Below are 16,423 nucleotides of genomic sequence, written 5' to 3' on the forward strand. Positions count from 1 at the left end.
GCCACCCGTGCCACCCGTGGGTCCGCTCTCGGCCTTATGCGACGCGTCAAGATCGCGTAAAGTCGGGACGGGTGTGCCGGGAAGTCTGGTCGGCGCGGGGAACGGGTGCGTCGCGGTGTGCGGCGCCGGCCCCGGGTGATGAAGTCGAGGGCTTGTCGAATGCGCGCCGTGGGAGTCGTTCTCTTTCTCGTCGTCCTGGGCACCGTGGTGGCCACGGGGGCGCGCCGTTGGCGGATCCCGGCGCCGTCGCTGCTGGTGCTGGCCGGAGTCGCCGTCGCGTCGATTCCCGGGGTGCCCGCCCTCCACATCGCCCCGCAGACGATCGCGCTGGTGGTCCTCCCGCCGTTGCTGTACGCCTCCGCCGAGGAGTTGTCGCTGCGGGACCTGAAGACGGTGTGGCGGCCGGTAACGGTGCTGGTGTTCGGCCTGGTGCTGGCCTCCGCCGCCATGGTCGGTGCGCTCGCCGTGGCCCTGACTCCGCTGCACGCGTCGATGGCGTTCGTCCTGGGCGCGATCCTCGCGAGCACCGATCCGGTGGCGGTCACCGCGCTGGGCCGACGGCTGGCCCTGCCCAGCCGGATGCAGACGCTGGTCCAGGCGGAGAGCCTGTTCAACGACGCGTCCTCGCTGGTGCTGTTCCGCGTGGCGGTCACCGTCGCGGTGACGTCGGGCGCGTTCAGCCCGCTCGGCGCGGGCGGGGAGTTCCTCCGACTGGCCGGGGGCGGCCTCCTGGTCGGCACCGCGCTGGGCGGTGTGGTGATCGTGATCCGGCGGCGGACCGCCGACCCGGTCCTCGAGACCGTCATCGCCCTGGTCACTCCGTACGCCGCCTACGTCGTCGCGGAACAGTCACACACCTCGGGCGTCACGGCGGTGGTCGTCGCGGGAGTGGTACTGGGCCGCTCCGGGCAGCGACTCAGCGACGCCCGGATCCGCCTGCAACTGCACGCCGTCTACGGCGTCGTGGTGTTCCTGCTGGAAACCGTCGTGTTCGCCGTGATCGGACTGGAACTGCCCGCCCTCGTCCGCGACCTCTCCCCCGGCACGGGCTGGTGGCCGCTCCAGGCCATCACGATCGCCGCCGCCCTCCTGGCCCTGCGGGTGCTGTGGATGCTGCCCGTCTCCAGCAGCCTCACCCCGGCCGACGCCCGCCACTCCTGGCCGGTGGCGGCTGTCCTGACCTGGGCCGGTACCCGTGGCGTCATGCCGCTCGCCGCCGCCCTGTCCATCCCGCTGGTCACCGACAGCGGCCAGGCCTTGCCCGGGCGGCCCCTGGTGCTGGTGCTCACCACCGCCGTCGTCGTCCTCACCCTCATCGCCCAAGGCCTCACCCTCGCGCCCTTGGTCAGCCGTTCGGGAATCGCCCTCGAACCCGAGCACACCGCCCGCGAGGAAGCGGAGGCCCGCGCCCGCCTCGCGCGCACAGCCCTCGCCCACCTCGACGCCCAGAGTGGATCCGAGATCACCGACGAACTCGTCCTGGACCGGGTGCGGCGCGCTCTGGACGCCCGCCTCCAGCAGGCCGACGAAGCGGCCCACGCCCCGGGCGGCGCCGGCGAGGCCGGCACCCATCTCGCCGCCTACACGGCGTTGCGGCGCGAGGTGCTGGCGATCCAGAGCACGGAACTGCGGCGTCTGTACGACGAGCACGAGATCAGTGACACGACCCGTCGTGAGATCCAGCACGATCTCGACCAGCAGGAGATCGCCCTCACCGACGATGCCCGGTGATCGGAATCGCGCCGACGGCCCGGCGGCTCGGGTCCGCCGCATGCGGTACCACGGCCGCAGGCTCCCCCGGCCGCTGGAGTCGCCGTAAGCGGCCGTCGGGGGGGAGGTCGGCGAAGACGCAGACCTCCGTACTCACGGCCGATCCGTCCTTCTTGGCGAGGTGGCAGGTGGGCAGGTCGGCGTACCTGCTGCCCTCGTAGAGCTCCGCGTGGACCTCGGCCTCGCCGCCGGCGACGAGCGTACGCCGGTAGGCAATGTGGCCGAGGCATGCGGTCCGGGCGGCCCATGAGCCGTCGGTGCGCTGCCGGCAGCCGGGGTGGAAGTGGCGGGAGCTCAGGCGCCAAGGCCGGCGGGGGTGTTGGCAAGGGTGTCGTCGAGCCAGTCGTAGATGCGGGCGAGGGCGAGGCGCATGGCGCCGGGGTGGCAGTGGGCTCCGGCGCCCTCCTCGGCGGTGAACACCATGAGGGTCCTGGGGCAGGTGAGGTGCTCGTAGAGCTGCTCGGGCTGGCCCTTGAAGAACTCGTCCTCGGCGGCGTCGCAGACGAGGGTGGGGCACTGGATCCGCTCGGCGATGCCGTCGGCGAGGCTGTAGTCGAGGTAGGAGGCGTTGAACGCCCGCGGGGTGTCGACGCCCATGACGTACATGCCGTGGTTGATCGCCCAGCGCGCGGTCGCGTCGGTGGTCATGATCCGCTCGAGGGCGGCGTCGAGTTCGGGGGCGCTGTCGGCGCGCAGCAGCCGTTCGGCGTCGGCGCGGTCGCCGGGGATGTTGCGGACGGAGATCTGCCCGAGGTCGTAGACGCCGTCGACGGCGATCAGCGCGGCCAGGCGGTGCTCGAAGGCGGCCGCTCGCGGCGCGAGGATGCCGCCCATGCTGGAACCGAGCAGCGCGATCCGGCTGTTGTCGACCTCCGGGAGGGTCTCGGCGAAGTCGATCACCGGGGTGATGACGTTCTCCCAGTCCGGGCGGAAGACCAGGCCCTGGTGGTGCCGGGGTCCGGGCTGCCCGGGGCCGTCGAAGGTCAGGACCGTGTAGCCGCGCTCCACGGCGGCCATGGCGCCGCTGAAGTGGAGTTCCTCGGCGGTGCCGTCGAAACCGGCCTGCATGATCAGGGTCGGCCGCGGCGTACCGCCGGTGTCGGCCCGGTAGAGGTAGCCCGGCAGGGTCGTGCCCTCGTAGGGGATGCTCACCGGCTCGATCCGCGGGGTGAACAGCGCCGCGGCGGCCCGGAAGCAGGCGACGCTGCGGTCGTACGCGTGGTCGTGGCGGGGGTCGCAGGGGTGGCCGTGCAGGAAGAACTCGGCCGACCGGTAGTAGTTCGACGCCCGCAGGAACCCGTCCCGGGCGCTGACCTCGTGGCCGGCCTCCAGCGCCTTCTGCGCCTCGTCGGCCACGCGGTCGGCGGTGGCCGTCCACTCGGCGTACCAGCTCTCGTAGTCGCCCTCGACGATGCGCTCGCCGGTGGCGACGACCTCGCCGAAGTCGGCTCCGCCGTAGGCGATGTGGCTCATCGAGCGCAGGGTCTCGTACCAGAACTGGGGGTTGTTCGGGAACAGCAGCTGCTTCATGTCGCACTCTCCTTCGCCCGCAAGCACAGATCTGTGCTTGCGGCACGACTGTAGACCCTCCGGGCGCCCTTAAGCAAACATCTGTGCTTACGATGGAGGGGTGACTTCGAAACAACCGACCGCACGCATCCGCAAGAGCCCCGAACAGGTCCGCTCCGCCGTCCACCAAGCGGTCATCGACCTGCTCTCCGCCCCCGACGGCGCGGAACTCACCATCCCCGCCATCGCCCAGCACGCCGGGGTCAACCACACCAGCATCTACCGGCGTTGGGGCAGCCGCGAGGCACTCCTCGCCGACGTCGTCACCACCCGCCTCGAACGGGATTCGCCCCTCGCCGACACCGGCACCCTGCGCGGGGACCTCACCGCCTGGGCCGAAGCCGGAGTCGCGAGCATCCGCACGCCCGAAGGCCGCCTGCTGGTACGGGCCGTCGCCCTCTCCATGCCCAGCAGCGCCGACATGCAGACCGAACGCGCCCAGCACTTCCGGCGCCGGCTCCACTCCATCGAACGCATCCGCGAGCGCGCCACCGCCCGCGGCGAGCACCCCCCGCCCCTGGAGCAGATCCTCGACCAACTCATCGCACCGCTCTACCTGCGGGCCATCTTCGGCATCGACCCGCCCGCCACCGGCTACCCGGAACTCCTCGTCGACCGACTGCTCACCTCCACCGGAGCGCCCGGCACCGCCCGGTAGTCGCCCGTCGGACGCGCCGTAGCATCACGGCCAGGACGATGCGCGACATGAGGGGTGGCGGACGTGCTCTGGTGGCCGGTGGATCCGATACGGATTCAGGTGACCGGGCGCAGTGCCCGGTTCTCCCAGCTGGTCGTGGAATTGGCGTGGAACCCGGGTGCCGGAGAGGCCGACTCGTATGCGGCGGACATGCTGACGGACGGCATGGCGACGACGATGCAACTCTCGGCACCGGTGGGGTCGGTGGTCCTGGTGGCCCCCGGGGCCGGCGGCCACCCGGGGGTGCAGCCGGCCGTGGACGCGGTCCGGGCGATGTGGCCGGCGGCCGCGCTCCGGGTGGTCGACGAGACGGTGGCCGCCCTGGTCGGGGCGTGCCCGGAGAGGGAACCGGCCGCATGCGTCGTGGTGCACCTGGATGCCGTACGCACCTCGGTCGCGGTCCTCGCCGGGCGTGAGGTCGTCGCCCGCGGCACGGTGGTCGGCGGGGCGCGGGGGCTGGCCGATGCGGTGGCCGGTCACCTGCGGGCCGAGCACCGGCTCGACGTCGGCCAGGAGCAGTGCTGGGCGGCCGCCGTCCACGATGGCGCGTTCGGCCCCTCGCCGACGGTGCGCAACCCCGGGCCCGTCTACGGTTCGGTGATCACCGCCGACGGCGCCCGCCCCGGCGAGCCCGGCAAGGTCTCGCTGTCAGCGGCCGAACTGCGCGCCGTCCTGGCCCCCGCCCACCGGACGGTGGCGGACCTGGTCGGGCAGTTGCTGCGGGACACAGCGCCGGAGACCGCCCAGGCCGCGGCCAACGGCGGACTGCTGCTGACCGGCCCTCACCCGCCCGGCGTGGACCACCATCTGTCGGAGCTCACCGGGCTCCCCGCCCGCCACGCGGTCGAGCCGAAGCTCGGGTTCGACCAACCCCGGGTCCTCCGCGACGGCGTGACCCGCCTGCTCGCCGAGACACCCCCCGCCCCCGACCTCGCCCAGTTCCCCGCCAGGACCCTCCCGGACATCACCTGGCTCACCGAGCTCATGGAGCGGCGCGCCAACCCGCCCGGTCGGCCCTGAAGGATTCACAAGTACCGTGCTATGAAGCGAGTTTGACGCACATCTCTCAGCCGCTGCTGTTGACCGTGAGCGTCATGCGGCAGCTGACGGCCCGGTAGTTGTGCGGCGCGTCCGCCTTCAGTGGGACCGCCGCCTGCACGATGTAGATGCCCGGGTCCCGGGGGACGGAGATCGGGCTGCCCAGGGTCACGTCGGTCGTCACCGGAGCCGCCTGCCCGCCGCTGACCGTGACCGAAGCCGTCGGCGAGAAGTAGCCCTTCTCGTCGGTCGCGGCGCTCAAGGTCACTTCGTAGGCCGTCACCACGCCCGTGACCGTCGGCCGTGCGGACAGGCTGCACGAGGCATCGCTGTCGCCGACGGTCGGCCCGCCGCTGCCGCAGGCGGCAGCCAGGCCACCCGCGAGCAGCAGCGCGGCCGCCCGCCAGGCCGTACGTATCCGCATGTCACGAGTGGTCAGGCATCCCCCGGAAAGCACCATTGCCCGAACCTACCGAAGCCCGTCAGCGGCGTCCAGGGTCCGCTGCGCAGCCGGATCGAGGCCCGAGGGAGCAAGCAACGGTCAAGCGTGCCGCGATGTTGCCGGGCGGCGGGGTGGCCCCTGGAGGCGGCGAACACGCCGAACACACCGGAGACTTGCCGGCCCGGGAAGCCGGAGCCCTGACCCAATTCACAGCGACCGACGCGCCCTCCCCGCCCTGGTCGCGGTCGGTCCGGGCGCCGCGCAGTGCGAGTGGCCCCGCGCCTCACTTCGCACCTGCTGGCGCTGTCCACGAGAACGGGTTCTTGTCCACTCACAGGGCTTCCTTGAAATCGATCATCTAGGCTGGCGCGGTGACTGATGAGCAGGAGCGGGTGCAGCCGTCGGGAGTGTGGGCCACGGCGGTGGGGGTGGCCCGGGTGCGGGCGCTGGAGACCGAGCGGGTGAACGCGCTGTTCCGCGACCCACTGGCAGCGGCCTTCGCCACCGCCGGCGGCCTGTGGCCCTCCTCGCCGCCGCCCGACGACGAGGCCGCGCGCCGCCGCCGACTCGCGGTGTCGTACTCCATCGTCATCAGGACCAAGTTCCTCGACGACCTGTTGGAGCAGGCCACTGCGGCCGGGGTCCGGCAGGTCGTGCTGCTCGGCGCCGGTATGGACAGCCGGGCCTTCCGGATGGACTGGCCCGAGGGCACCCGGCTGTTCGAGGTCGACACCGCCGCGCCACTGGACTTCAAGGCGTCGGTGCTGCACCAGGAGCGGGCCGTCGCACGCTGCGAGCGGATCACCGTCGCGGTGGACCTGCGCGAGGACTGGCCGGCCGCGCTGGCCGCCGCCGGGCACGACCCGGCCGTTCCGACCGTGTGGATCGCCGAAGGCCTGCTGATCTATCTGCCCGAGGACGCGGTGGAGTTGCTGCTTGCCCGGATCGGCGCGCAGTCGGCGGCAGGCAGTCGGATGGGGCTGACATTGGGCTCGCGCGGCGTGATCGAGCGCTTCGGCGCGGACGCCGTGCCGGGATCGGCGGCGTCCCTGTGGGTCTCGGAGATGCCCGACGACCCGGTGGACTGGCTGGCCGGGCACGGCTGGGAGGCCACCGGCCATACCCTGCGCGAGTGCGGTGCGGCCTACGGGCGCCCGATCAGCGCCCCGCCGCAGCGCGAGGAGCGGCCCGGCGGACTGATCTCGGCAATCCGCCGGTAGAGCGCCTCCCGGCGCCGATGCGGTCGACGATGCGCATCCCCTGACCGTGCGGCCGCACCAGCTCGGCGGCCTGCCCGAAACAGCGTCCGACGGGACGGGAAGGGGCCTATGCTCGGCCGGTGAACAAGATCACGACACGGCTGACGGCAGCCGCCACGCCGACCGCGCCCGCGCTCGTCCTTCGCCCCTGGACGGAGGCGGACGCGATCCACCTCGTCGACCTGTACCAGGACGCCGCCCTGCGCCGCTGGACCAGCGCGGGCATCGACGACCTGGCCGGCGCCGAACAGTGGGTCCTGACCCAGCAGCGCGGATGGGAGGCCGGCGACCGCCGTTCGTTCGCCGTCCTGGAATCCCCGGACGGCCGGACGGAGGGCCGCCTGGTGGGGCACGTGGTCGTCAAGGGCGTCCTTCCCGGGTCGGAGTCGGCGGAGGTCGGCTACTGGACCGCGGCGTACGCCCGGGGACATGGCGTCGCCCCCCGCGCGCTGGAGGCGACGGCCGACTGGGCCTTCGGTACCTTCGCCGACGCCGGGCTGCTCCACCTCGAACTCCTGCACCAGGTCGACAACACCGCGTCCTGCCGCGTCGCCGACAAATGCCGCTTCCCCCTTGCCTCGACGCTTCCTGCGGCACCCCCGGACTTCCCGCACGACGGCCACCTCCACATCCGCACCCACCGCTGACCCCCTACGGCCCCCAGGCGACCGCGGGCCGCCGCGGGGCCCCGCCCAAGGACGGCGCGCGCACCGCGTCAGCGCCTGCGCAGCCTCGCGGTGCCCGCGCAGAACGCCGCCGCACCGGCGCCGAACCAGCAGATCTCGAACGCCACTCGGGCCGCTCCGTGCAGGGGGTGGTCCGCCGTGGGCGCCGCGAACTGCCCCCACAGCACGGCGAGTCCGGCCACGGCCGCCACCGCACCGATCAGCCGGACGGGGCGCCGGCCGGGCCGGCGCCACGCCCACCGAGCGGCCGCCGCGTAGACGGCCAGTTCCGCGCCGAACGCCAGCACATCGACCACCGTCAGCCCGCTCACCGGGCCACCCACCAGGCCGAGACCAGGTGCAGCACCGCGAACGCACCGGCCCCGAACCCCATGCCGAGGTTCCGCTGCCGGAAGCCGATCGCCGAGTCCCCGACCTGGGCCACGCCGGACACGAGAAGCATCGGCCAGGCCACCGCCGCGCTGCCGACCGCCGTTGCCACCGCCGTCGCCAGTCCCAGGGGCACCGCTCGCGCCGCGTACGCCCTGGCGTACACGTGCGCCCCGAGCGTGACCGGTTCGCCCGCGGGCAGGCCGAGGCCCGGACGCCACACCCCCGCCACGCTCGATCCCGCACTCACCAGTGCGGCCAGGGCGTTGACTGCCGAGAGAACATCCATCCCATCTCCCCCTAAATCATTCGAGCTGTGAACGATATTGAGAAGGTATCATTCTCGTCATGAGCGATGTCAAGGGAGCGGCGGCGCTGCGCGCCACCGTCGTCTTCAACCTGGGCACCCTCGGCGCCCTGGCGTCCGACCGCTTCGCCGCGCGGGTCGAGGCGCTCGGACTCAAGCCCAAGCACGCCGGCCTGCTGGCCGCACTCGACGCCGGATCGGCCGCCTCCCAGCAGGAGTTGGCCACCCGCCTCGGCGTTGCCCCGAGCCTGATCGTGGCGCTCGCCGACCAGCTGCAGGAACTCGGCGCGGTCGAACGCGTCCGCGACCCGGAGGACCGCCGCCGCCAGGCCCTCACCCTGACCGCCGAGGGCCGACACCTGCTCACCCGCTGCGCGGAGGCCGCCGAGGCCACGGATGCCGAACTGACCGCCGGACTCACCGACGCCCAGCGCTCCGCTCTCACCACCGGCCTGCGCACCCTCGGCGCGCGGCACCTCCCGCACTGACCCCCGATCCGGAGCCCGGACGTCGAGCCGGCGGGAGCCCGCGCCCGGCAGGGCATCCGGGGCGGCGCCAGGCGGCCGGAACGGGGCCGGACGACAGCACCGCCGCCGCAGATCCGTTGCAGCCGGCCCGCACCGAATGCTCCCGGTCCCCGCCAGGGGCCGGTCCCGCCCCTCGGACGTCGCTGAAAGCGCGCAGCTCGGAGGCGGTCTCCGCGCGTTGACCGAGCGGTAACTGATCAGTCATCAGGACTTCGCACGAGCAGCCTTCCGGGCGCTCCGTCGCGGCTGATGTCATGTGCACACCTGCCCGGTTCCACCGAATGCCGGGCCGCCCCGATCACGGAGCTCCCCATGTCCTCCGCGCGACGTCTGTCCACCCCCCTCGCCGCCCTCGCCCTCACCGTCGGCGGCCTCGCCCTCGGCAGCGGGTCCGCCCACGCCGCCGGGTCCTGCAGCCAGGACTACCTGCCGCTTCCCGACTCGTCCTGCACCCCGGGCGCCACCAATCCGGACGTCACCCAGGACACCATCGGCTCCACGATCTGCGTCTCCGGCTGGACCGCGACCGTCCGCCCCTCGACCTCGTACACCAACGCGCTGAAGACCCGGCAGATCGCCGCCTACGGCTACGAGGACACCAGCCTGTCCGACTACGAGGAGGACCACCTCATACCGCTGGAGCTCGGCGGCGCCCCGAAGGACCCCGCCAACCTGTGGCCCGAGCCGCGGTACGACACGGGCGCGGGCGTGACCGCGTACTCCAAGGACACCGTGGAGAACCGCCTCAAGAAGGCCGTCTGCGTCGGCACCGTCCCGCTCGCCGACGCCCAGGACGCCATCGCCACCGACTGGACCACCGCCCTCCAGGCCGTCGGCCTCGCCTGACACCCTCACGAACGCGCCACCCCCGGACGCGCCACCCCCCGGAGGCCCCACCCCGAGCGGGGCCTCCGACCCAACGCCCCCGGGGACTCAGTCGTTGTCGATCTTGTTGCCGCTGGGGTTGAGGACGTACCAGCTGGCGCCGAACGCGGTCGAGCCCTCGCCGTTCGTGTCACCGGCCTTCTGGTCCCCGGAGTAGTAGTAGAGCGGGTGACCGTGGTAGGTGACCTCGACGCTGTGGTCGGCACGGGTGAGGGTGCCCAGATCGGCGGCGCTGACTCCGGCGCCCGCCTGCGGGGTACCGGTCGTCGTCAGCGGCGGCCAGGCGGTGGCGCAGGCACCGTCGCAGGCGGACATCGTCGCGCTGTCCTTCTCGAAGAGGTACAGCGTGCGGCCCTGACTGTCGGTGAGGATCATGCCGAGCTTCGAGCCGTTCACCGCGACCAGGGTCCCCGTCGCCGCGGCCTGGCCCGAGGACTGCGAGCCGGGCGCCGGGGAGGACACGGCGGGCGGGGAGGAGGTGGCCGGCTCCGGGGCGGCCTTCGAGCCGCCGCTGCCGCCGCTGCCGCCGCAGGCCGCGGCTCCCAGCGCGAGGGCGGGCAGCAGCCCGGCTGCCCAGACGAGACGTCGCATGGTCGACGCTCCTTCCGGCGGGCCACCGGCCGCGATAGGCGGCCTGGCGAGCGGCCCACCCCCCAGTACGGGGCGCAGGCCGCGACCGTTCATCCGCGCACACGGAAAATTGCTGCGGTCTCAGAGCCCGGGGACCTGGTAGCCGTTCAGGTACCAGAGCGCGCCCGAGTACCACATCAGGCCGATCGCGCAGACCAGCACACCGCCCGCGAGCGGCAGCGCCCAGCCCGGCAGCCGGCGGTGCCGCACCACGATCACCTTGGCCACGAACGCGCCGTAGAGCACGCACCCGGTGATCGAGTGGAGCGCCACCCGGGGGCTGGTCAGCTGCACGCCGTAGGTGACCAGGCAGTGCTCGGCGATCGGCAGCGAGACCAGGAAGGCGAGCAGCCCGACCAGGCGGTGGACCTTCGGCACGGGCCCCGGCGCGGGCCGGGGCGCGCCCGGCAGCCGGCCGTAGATCCACAGCGCCAGCACCACCTGGACCAGCGCCAGGCCGAACAGTGCGGTGCCCAGCTGGGCCTTCAGCCGGTTGGCGTCGTCGCCCTCCTGGCCGAAGATGCTGCTGGTGTAGTCGGGCGTGTGGGCGCGGCCGAACCAGTACAGGCCGAGCGTGACCGCCACCGGCAGGAGCGCCCACAGCAGCACCTGCCACGGCCGGATCCGGGGCAGGTCGTCGGGAACGGTCGGTCGCATCGGCACTCCTCGGGACGATCGGCGGTCCCTCACCATCTGCCACCGGCTCCGCCCCACGTCCATCAGGCGCGCCGACGACCTCGACCCGGGCACATCGCACGACGACTCGCGAGCGGAGAGTCACCGGTCCACCACCCACCGCGAGGTAGCGTCGTGGCTCGACACCACGAAGGACTCGACACCACGACGGAGGACATCATGGCCGGCAAGGCAAGCATCGTCTTCGCCCACGGACTGTGGGCCGACGGGTCGTGCTTCAGCAAGCTCATCCCCGCACTCCAGGCCGAAGGCCACGAGGTGTCCGCCTCGCAGCACGGCCTCGACTCGCTCGCGGGCGACGTCGCCTGCGTCACCCGCTCCATCGAGCACGTCCCCGGGCCGGTCGTGCTCGTCGGCCACTCCTACGGCGGCACGCTGATCACCAAGGCCGGCACCCACGACCGGGTGGGCGCCCTGGTCTACATCGCCGCGCTCGCCCCCGACGAGGGCGAGACCTCGCAGGAGCAGCTGGACAGGTTCCCGCAGACGCCCGTGTTCGACCACATCGACGTCGCCGACGGCCGGATCTGGCTCCTCGAGTCGGGTATCGGCGACTTCTGCGGCGATCTGCCTCCGGCCGAGCAGAAGCTCGTCCTCGCGACGGGCGCCGTACCGGTGCCCGACCTGTTCGCCCAGCAGGTGCCGGGCACGGCCTGGCGCACGAAGCCGAGCTGGTACATCGTCGCGAACAACGACCGCACCGTGCCCCCGGACCTGGAGCGTTCGTCCGCCGAACGCATCGGCGCCAAGACATACGCCGTCGACAGCAGCCACGTGCCCATGCTCTCCCACCCCGACCTCGTCCTCGACGTCATCCGCGACGCCGCCAAGACCCTCGAGACGTGAATCCCCTCACCCGAGCCGGAATTCCCGGGGCCCCGACCGGTCGACCGATCGGGGCCCCGCATTTCATTGCATCACTCCCACTGAGCGGAGAATGGACCGGCGCCACCCGGACCGGCCGATGAATTCACGGCCATCCTTCGAGCAATGGCGCCCGAATTCCCCCTCCGCTTTCTTCCTAGTACCCACCACTGTAGGTGTACGTGCCGTTGGCACGCTCGTACAGGTGGACCCACGGGAACTTCTGGAAGCTGCCGATTTCGACGTGGGTGGGGTCGTACTTCATCGTGCCCTTGCGCCAGGTCTGCAGGCCGCCCTTGGCGTTGTTGTTCCAGGTGTAGAAGGACGGGCCCTTCTTGCCGGTCAGGTCCTGACCCTCCCAGGACCAGCCGAGCGCCTGCGCCCAGGTGTAGACCTTGTGGTTGACGTACGGGTCGGCATCGTGGTTGGTGACCGTCCGACCGTTGTAGCAGTACTGCTCGCCCACCTGGTAGTACCAGAGCTTGGCGCCTGCGGCGTTCTTCGCCGTCACGGTGACCGTCGGGCCGTTGCCCTGGTAGCACCACTTGGTCAGCGCCACGATCGGGTCGCTCGGGTCCGCCGCGTCACCGGCGTCGGCGCCGGCCGTCTCACCGGGGAGCAGCGCGCCCGGTGCGGTGACGACGGGCTTGCCCGGGTCGTCCATGGTGGTGGTGGTCTCGGTCGCGTACGCGACCCAGTCGCCGGAGGAGAGCAGTGCGCTGATCTTGTCGGAGGTTTCGCCGTTCTTCTCGGCCGCGGCCTTGAAGGTCTGGGTCTCCGCGTAGACCGCCGCCTCGGCCGCGGTGACCGGAGCCGCTTCCAGATTGGCGAGGTGAGCCTCGTAGACCGCCCGCTTCGCCACCGCGTCCGATATCGCCGAGTCGCCGTCGGCCGCATTCGCCGTGCCGGTGAGGCAGGCGGTCACAACCGCGGCCATGGAAATTCCCGTGAGTACACGTGCCTTGATTCGCATGACTATGAACATATGGCTTGTGCGTGTGAAGGAACAGTGGATCTGAGCAAGATCAGAGCTTGATACTTCACCTGGTCAACCATAAGGACGACTCTGTCCACGAACGTCTCACCTATCGCAGATGATCTTATTGATGATCCATGGTGCGCATTTGTCCGAGTTCGGCCGCTACTCCAACCGTCGCACCCGTCACGGAATGTGACGTCCCATCAGATCCGTATCGCCCGGCGACGGCATCAAGGCCTCACCTCGTCACCCGGACCGTTCCGCGCCGGCTGTCGGCGCGGTGTGGGAGGGTGCCGCCCATGAACGAGAGCATGCACGGAGCAGCCCTGATCGACCGGGTGATCGCCCACGTCACGCAGGACGGCTGGCCCTCCGCCGACGCGCCGGACATCACCGAACCCGTGCCGCTCGCGCCCGAGGTGATCGACCGCCTGCGGCTGGCCGGCGACCGGCCGCTCCCGCCGAGCCTGCGCCGGTGGCTCGCCTTCGACAGCTCCTGGCTGAGCGACATCGGCTGGTACGACGACGAGCGGGCGCCGGACCTCGAGGGTCGCGCGCTCGGCGAGACGGCCGAGTGGATGTACGGCACCGGCGGTGTCATGGTCGGCATGTTCGGCGACTTCGAGACGCTGCTGCCGTCGCCGTGCCTTCCGCTCGTCGGCGGCAGCGACTCCCGCCGCCTGCTCTACCTCGGCCGACCCGACTCCACCGGCGAGTACCCGGTGCTGGTCACCGACATCGACGACCTGCCGTACGTCGCCGTGATGTACCCCGGCCTCGACGTCTACCTCGCCGACCTCGCGGGCGTCATCGACCTGGACTTCGACACCTACACCGGCCTGATGGACCATCCCGAGTACGGCCCCCGGATGCAGGAGCACGCGGAGAACACCCAACTCGGCCCCGACGGACTCGAGTTCCAGGACCTCGACCTGCTGTGACGGAAGTCGGTGTCTCGCGCGGGACCGCCCGTGCGAGGCACCGAACGGCCTGCCCCCGACGGGCCATTGCGTAGGTTCGTCTACCCTCTGCCGAGGATCATGCATCGAGTTCGAGGGGGTGCCGGCCATGGACGTCCCAGGCCTGGTCGAGGTGGCGTCGGCAGACGAGCTGAGCGAGCTGCTCGGAGAACCGACGCCGACAGCCGCCGACAAAGTGCGGACCAGCCTCCACGACCACGACAAGCAGTGGCTGGCCGCCTCGCCCTTCTGCCTGATCTCCACATCGGCGGCCGACGGCAGCTGCGACACCTCACCCAAGGGCGATCCGGCCGGCTTCACCCACGTCCTCGACGACCGCACGATCGCCCTGCCCGACCGGCCCGGCAACCGCCGCGCCGACGGGTTCCGCAACATCCTCACCAACCCCCACGTCGGCCTGCTCTTCCTGATCCCCGGCCGCGCCGACACACTCCGCATCAACGGCCGCGCCCGCATCCTCCGCGACGCCCCGTTCTTCGACCGCATGACGGTCAAGGGCAACCGCCCCCGTCTGGCCCTCCTGGTCGACATCGACGAAGTCTTCTACCACTGCCCGAAAGCCCTGCTGCGCGCCGGACTCTGGAAGACCGCCACCTGGAACCCCGACGCTGCCCCGTCGCGCGCCGTGATCGCCAAGACCCTCGAACACCGCCCCGAAACCCTCGAAGACCTCGAGCGCCACTACGGCCCCCGGTACGACGAAGGCCTCTACACCTGAGCCACGAAGGGCAAGCGTTGCCATGGGCGTCGAACTGCCCGTCCTGGACCGGGGCTGCGTGAGGCATGCCGCTGTCGGCTGCCTCCACCTCGACGCGCCCGTCCTGCTCTACGAGCCCAACGCCAGTCCCGTCGCGTGCCGCAGCCGGCCTGCCCGACTGTCACACGAAGCTGACAGACTCTCAGGACCCTTGACGAGAAGGAGCTCCATGAAGATGTCGATCCTCCCGCGCCCCGCCGGGCGCGGCGCTCTCGCCGCGGTCACCGCGGCCGTACTGATCACCTCCCTGGCCGGCTGTTCCGACGACAAGGAGACCATGGCGACCTGGGCGAAGAAGGGCGGCGGGCAACATGCCACCGCCATCGCGCAGGACGTGAAGACGCTGCTTGGGGCGAGCGATCCGTCGCCCACGAACGCCGAACACTGCCGCCAGGTGCTCGACGACGTGAAGGCGGCGAAGGCGTACCGCCCGATGCCCGACGAGGTCGCCCGCGCCAGCTGGGACCGGGCGCTCGGCCAGATGGAGACGGTCGCGGGCGACTGCGTGCGCAACGCGGGCGCCGGCAAGGCCGGGACCACGCTCAGCGCGGTCATACCCGTCGAGGAGGCGGTCCATGAGTTCACCGACCGGTTCTCGCAGGATGTCGGCAACGCCCCTTGAGGGCGGGGAGCGCCGAATCGGCGGCCGGGCCGCGCCGCGAGCGGGAGTCACAGCGGCGGGCTCGGGGCGGCTTTCTCAGTCGTTCGTGCCGAGAGCCCGTCGGGCGGCGACCTGGAAGGCGCGGTCCGGTGCCCTCTTGGCGCCGGCCGCTGCCTTGAACCGGTCGGCGAAGTCGCCGACGTGGCCGGAGCCCTCGCGTATCGCGGTGTGCGTCCAGGCGGTGCAGATCATCTCCCAGTCGTACATCACGTGCCGCAGGTCCTCCGCGGCGTCCACGACGTTCTGGGGCCCGGCCACGCCGACGTCGGCGACCGCGGCGCTGAACTGGGTCCAGGCGTTGTGGACGTCCTCGTGCCGGGCCTGCCACTCGGCCCGATCCGCATCGCGCTGCGCAAGCTGGTCGGCGGCCTTCCAGAGCGCGTTCGACAGCTGCTTCGTCGCCGTCAGGATGCCGCCGTACGCGGCGCGTCGGACCTCGTCCCGCCAGCGCTGCCGCTCCCGGTCATGCTGTCGCCGCTGCTGCCGGGCCTGACCGGCCGCCGCGACGACTCCCCCGCCCAGGCCACCCAACGCCCCGACCGCGGCCCCGAAGACCGCCGCACTGCTCGCATCCACCCCCGTATTCCAACCTATTCACCCCGTCGAACACCAGACCGTTTCGCCGCCGGCCCGAGGACCGGAGGAGCGGCGTGCAGCGAGCGGCGCTCCCGGGCGGCACCGGGCGGCTACGGTCCGGCGGGGGCGCCGGGGCCTCCCGGCCGGATCGCGGTGCCGAACGGCCAGGCCTCGATGTCGCGGTAGCGGATCGGCCCGGGGCCGCGGCCGATGTTGCTGCCGACCAGGTGGAGGTGCTCGGCCCGCCACGGCCGGCCCGCGAATCCGGCGAGTCCGGCCGCGGCCTGCGGCACGCTGGTGGGATCGTCGCGGCGCGCCCGGGCCAGGGTCAGGTGGGGTTGCAGCGGACGCTCCCGGAAGTCGATCCCGCAGGAGCGGACCAGTGCCCGGACGTCGGTGGCGAGCAGGTGCAGGCCGTCCAGGTCGCCGTCGATTCCGCTCCACAGCAGTCGCTGGTCGAAGTGGCCGCCGCCGCGCAGGCTCAGCTGCAGGGCGGGGTGGGACGCCGCCCGGCCGGCCAGCACCGTCTGCAGCAACGGCACTGCGGTGGAGGGTAGTTCACCGAGGAAGGCCAGGGTGATGTGCCAGTCCTCGATGCGGTTCCAGCGCAGCCGCGGGTACCCCGTGCAGGCGGGCTCCAGGGCCCGGGCCAGTTCGTCCTTGGCGTCGTCGGGCGGGGCCAGTGCCACGAAGACACGCAGGGTCGAGGGCTCGGGGTGATCGTCCACCAC

General features: G+C 72.0%; 20 protein-coding genes. 11 read left to right on the plus strand and 9 right to left on the minus strand.

Annotated features, from left to right (window positions below):
• Positions 1-159 precede the first annotated feature (159 nt).
• Positions 160-1,731, plus strand: coding sequence for a Na+/H+ antiporter (locus FHR36_RS24255; protein ID WP_253800284.1), 1,572 nt, complete (start codon positions 160-162; stop codon positions 1,729-1,731).
• Between the two features lie 333 nt (positions 1,732-2,064).
• Here the strand turns inward: FHR36_RS24255 and FHR36_RS24260 are convergent, their stop codons facing one another.
• Positions 2,065-3,300, minus strand: coding sequence for an alpha/beta hydrolase family protein (locus tag FHR36_RS24260; protein ID WP_253800285.1), 1,236 nt, complete (start codon positions 3,298-3,300; stop codon positions 2,065-2,067).
• A gap of 100 nt (positions 3,301-3,400) precedes the next feature.
• On the opposite strand from FHR36_RS24260, the gene FHR36_RS24265 reads away from it, so the two are divergent.
• Together FHR36_RS24265 and FHR36_RS24270 are read left to right on the plus strand one after the other, a co-directional pair.
• Positions 3,401-3,997: a TetR/AcrR family transcriptional regulator gene (locus tag FHR36_RS24265; RefSeq protein WP_253800286.1), complete on the plus strand. Its 597-nt coding sequence runs from the start codon at positions 3,401-3,403 to the stop codon at positions 3,995-3,997.
• A 99-nt stretch (positions 3,998-4,096) separates the two neighbouring features.
• The gene (locus FHR36_RS24270; protein WP_253800287.1) at positions 4,097-5,056 is read left to right on the plus strand and encodes a rod shape-determining protein; all 960 of its coding nucleotides are present in this window, start codon (positions 4,097-4,099) and stop codon (positions 5,054-5,056) included.
• Positions 5,057-5,102: 46 nt separating this feature from the next.
• Here FHR36_RS24270 and FHR36_RS24275 read toward each other — a convergent pair whose 3' ends face one another.
• Entirely contained in the window at positions 5,103-5,534 is a 432-nt protein-coding gene (locus tag FHR36_RS24275) for a hypothetical protein (RefSeq protein ID WP_253800288.1), read from the minus strand.
• 389 nt (positions 5,535-5,923) lie between these two features.
• Between FHR36_RS24275 and FHR36_RS24280 the strand changes: the two genes are divergently transcribed.
• Positions 5,924-6,736 carry a class I SAM-dependent methyltransferase gene (locus tag FHR36_RS24280; protein ID WP_253800716.1) on the plus strand — a complete coding sequence of 271 codons (813 nt, stop codon included), beginning with the start codon at positions 5,924-5,926 and terminating at the stop codon, positions 6,734-6,736.
• Positions 6,737-6,855: 119 nt separating this feature from the next.
• Positions 6,856-7,422, plus strand: coding sequence for a GNAT family N-acetyltransferase (locus FHR36_RS24285; protein WP_253800289.1), 567 nt, complete (start codon positions 6,856-6,858; stop codon positions 7,420-7,422).
• 68 nt (positions 7,423-7,490) lie between these two features.
• Here FHR36_RS24285 and FHR36_RS24290 read toward each other — a convergent pair whose 3' ends face one another.
• On the minus strand, positions 7,491-7,772 hold the full coding sequence (locus FHR36_RS24290; RefSeq protein ID WP_253800290.1) for a DUF2568 domain-containing protein: 282 nt from the start codon (positions 7,770-7,772) through the stop codon (positions 7,491-7,493).
• Positions 7,769-8,119 carry a hypothetical protein gene (locus tag FHR36_RS24295; protein ID WP_253800291.1) on the minus strand — a complete coding sequence of 117 codons (351 nt, stop codon included), beginning with the start codon at positions 8,117-8,119 and terminating at the stop codon, positions 7,769-7,771. Before FHR36_RS24295 ends, FHR36_RS24290 begins: the two co-directional genes overlap by 4 nt.
• A 59-nt stretch (positions 8,120-8,178) precedes the next feature.
• Here FHR36_RS24295 and FHR36_RS24300 point away from each other — a divergent pair, with 59 nt between their 5' ends.
• Complete coding sequence (locus tag FHR36_RS24300; protein ID WP_253800292.1) at positions 8,179-8,625, plus strand: MarR family winged helix-turn-helix transcriptional regulator; 447 nt, start codon at positions 8,179-8,181, stop codon at positions 8,623-8,625.
• Positions 8,626-8,976: 351 nt separating this feature from the next.
• The gene (locus FHR36_RS24305) at positions 8,977-9,510 is read left to right on the plus strand and encodes a hypothetical protein (RefSeq protein WP_253800293.1); all 534 of its coding nucleotides are present in this window, start codon (positions 8,977-8,979) and stop codon (positions 9,508-9,510) included.
• Between the two features lie 87 nt (positions 9,511-9,597).
• Here the strand turns inward: FHR36_RS24305 and FHR36_RS24310 are convergent, their stop codons facing one another.
• Together FHR36_RS24310 and FHR36_RS24315 are read right to left on the minus strand one after the other, a co-directional pair.
• On the minus strand, positions 9,598-10,140 hold the full coding sequence (locus tag FHR36_RS24310) for a COG4315 family predicted lipoprotein (RefSeq protein ID WP_253800294.1): 543 nt from the start codon (positions 10,138-10,140) through the stop codon (positions 9,598-9,600).
• Between the two features lie 120 nt (positions 10,141-10,260).
• On the minus strand, positions 10,261-10,836 hold the full coding sequence (locus FHR36_RS24315; protein ID WP_253800295.1) for a DUF6529 family protein: 576 nt from the start codon (positions 10,834-10,836) through the stop codon (positions 10,261-10,263).
• Between the two features lie 153 nt (positions 10,837-10,989).
• Here FHR36_RS24315 and FHR36_RS24320 point away from each other — a divergent pair, with 153 nt between their 5' ends.
• The gene (locus tag FHR36_RS24320) at positions 10,990-11,721 is read left to right on the plus strand and encodes an alpha/beta fold hydrolase (protein WP_253800296.1); all 732 of its coding nucleotides are present in this window, start codon (positions 10,990-10,992) and stop codon (positions 11,719-11,721) included.
• 175 nt (positions 11,722-11,896) lie between these two features.
• Here FHR36_RS24320 and FHR36_RS24325 read toward each other — a convergent pair whose 3' ends face one another.
• Entirely contained in the window at positions 11,897-12,676 is a 780-nt protein-coding gene (locus FHR36_RS24325; protein WP_253800297.1) for a hypothetical protein, read from the minus strand.
• Between the two features lie 341 nt (positions 12,677-13,017).
• Here FHR36_RS24325 and FHR36_RS24330 point away from each other — a divergent pair, with 341 nt between their 5' ends.
• From FHR36_RS24330 to FHR36_RS24340, 3 genes are all read left to right on the plus strand, one after another.
• A complete protein-coding gene (locus tag FHR36_RS24330; protein WP_253800298.1) occupies positions 13,018-13,659 on the plus strand; it encodes a hypothetical protein in 642 nt (213 codons plus the stop codon).
• A gap of 127 nt (positions 13,660-13,786) precedes the next feature.
• The gene (locus FHR36_RS24335; protein WP_253800299.1) at positions 13,787-14,416 is read left to right on the plus strand and encodes a pyridoxamine 5'-phosphate oxidase family protein; all 630 of its coding nucleotides are present in this window, start codon (positions 13,787-13,789) and stop codon (positions 14,414-14,416) included.
• Between the two features lie 208 nt (positions 14,417-14,624).
• The gene (locus FHR36_RS24340) at positions 14,625-15,077 is read left to right on the plus strand and encodes a hypothetical protein (RefSeq protein WP_253800300.1); all 453 of its coding nucleotides are present in this window, start codon (positions 14,625-14,627) and stop codon (positions 15,075-15,077) included.
• 75 nt (positions 15,078-15,152) lie between these two features.
• Here FHR36_RS24340 and FHR36_RS24345 read toward each other — a convergent pair whose 3' ends face one another.
• Together FHR36_RS24345 and thpR are read right to left on the minus strand one after the other, a co-directional pair.
• Entirely contained in the window at positions 15,153-15,692 is a 540-nt protein-coding gene (locus tag FHR36_RS24345) for a hypothetical protein (protein WP_253800301.1), read from the minus strand.
• A 110-nt stretch (positions 15,693-15,802) separates the two neighbouring features.
• Positions 15,803-16,420 (minus strand): RNA 2',3'-cyclic phosphodiesterase, encoded by a 618-nt coding sequence (gene thpR, locus FHR36_RS24350; protein ID WP_253800302.1) that lies wholly within the window; start codon positions 16,418-16,420, stop codon positions 15,803-15,805.
• Between the last annotated feature and the right edge of the window lie 3 nt (positions 16,421-16,423).

Origin of the sequence: Kitasatospora cinereorecta (genome assembly GCF_024172095.1) — a bacterium.
Classification (GTDB): Bacteria; Actinomycetota; Actinomycetes; order Streptomycetales; family Streptomycetaceae; genus Kitasatospora; species Kitasatospora cinereorecta.

What these genes read in the sequence shown, in the direction of transcription:
- FHR36_RS24305 (WP_253800293.1), top strand. Translation starts at nt 8,977, where the DNA reads ATGTCCTCCGCGCGACGTCTGTCCACCCCCCTCGCCGCCCTCGCCCTC.
- FHR36_RS24330 (WP_253800298.1), top strand. Translation starts at nt 13,018, where the DNA reads ATGAACGAGAGCATGCACGGAGCAGCCCTGATCGACCGGGTGATCGCC.
- FHR36_RS24315 (WP_253800295.1), bottom strand. Translation starts at nt 10,836, where the DNA reads ATGCGACCGACCGTTCCCGACGACCTGCCCCGGATCCGGCCGTGGCAG.
- FHR36_RS24300 (WP_253800292.1), top strand. Translation starts at nt 8,179, where the DNA reads ATGAGCGATGTCAAGGGAGCGGCGGCGCTGCGCGCCACCGTCGTCTTC.
- FHR36_RS24255 (WP_253800284.1), top strand. Translation starts at nt 160, where the DNA reads ATGCGCGCCGTGGGAGTCGTTCTCTTTCTCGTCGTCCTGGGCACCGTG.
- FHR36_RS24340 (WP_253800300.1), top strand. Translation starts at nt 14,625, where the DNA reads ATGAAGATGTCGATCCTCCCGCGCCCCGCCGGGCGCGGCGCTCTCGCC.
- FHR36_RS24260 (WP_253800285.1), bottom strand. Translation starts at nt 3,300, where the DNA reads ATGAAGCAGCTGCTGTTCCCGAACAACCCCCAGTTCTGGTACGAGACC.
- FHR36_RS24275 (WP_253800288.1), bottom strand. Translation starts at nt 5,534, where the DNA reads ATGGTGCTTTCCGGGGGATGCCTGACCACTCGTGACATGCGGATACGT.
- FHR36_RS24310 (WP_253800294.1), bottom strand. Translation starts at nt 10,140, where the DNA reads ATGCGACGTCTCGTCTGGGCAGCCGGGCTGCTGCCCGCCCTCGCGCTG.
- FHR36_RS24335 (WP_253800299.1), top strand. Translation starts at nt 13,787, where the DNA reads ATGGACGTCCCAGGCCTGGTCGAGGTGGCGTCGGCAGACGAGCTGAGC.
- FHR36_RS24295 (WP_253800291.1), bottom strand. Translation starts at nt 8,119, where the DNA reads ATGGATGTTCTCTCGGCAGTCAACGCCCTGGCCGCACTGGTGAGTGCG.
- FHR36_RS24325 (WP_253800297.1), bottom strand. Translation starts at nt 12,676, where the DNA reads ATGGCCGCGGTTGTGACCGCCTGCCTCACCGGCACGGCGAATGCGGCC.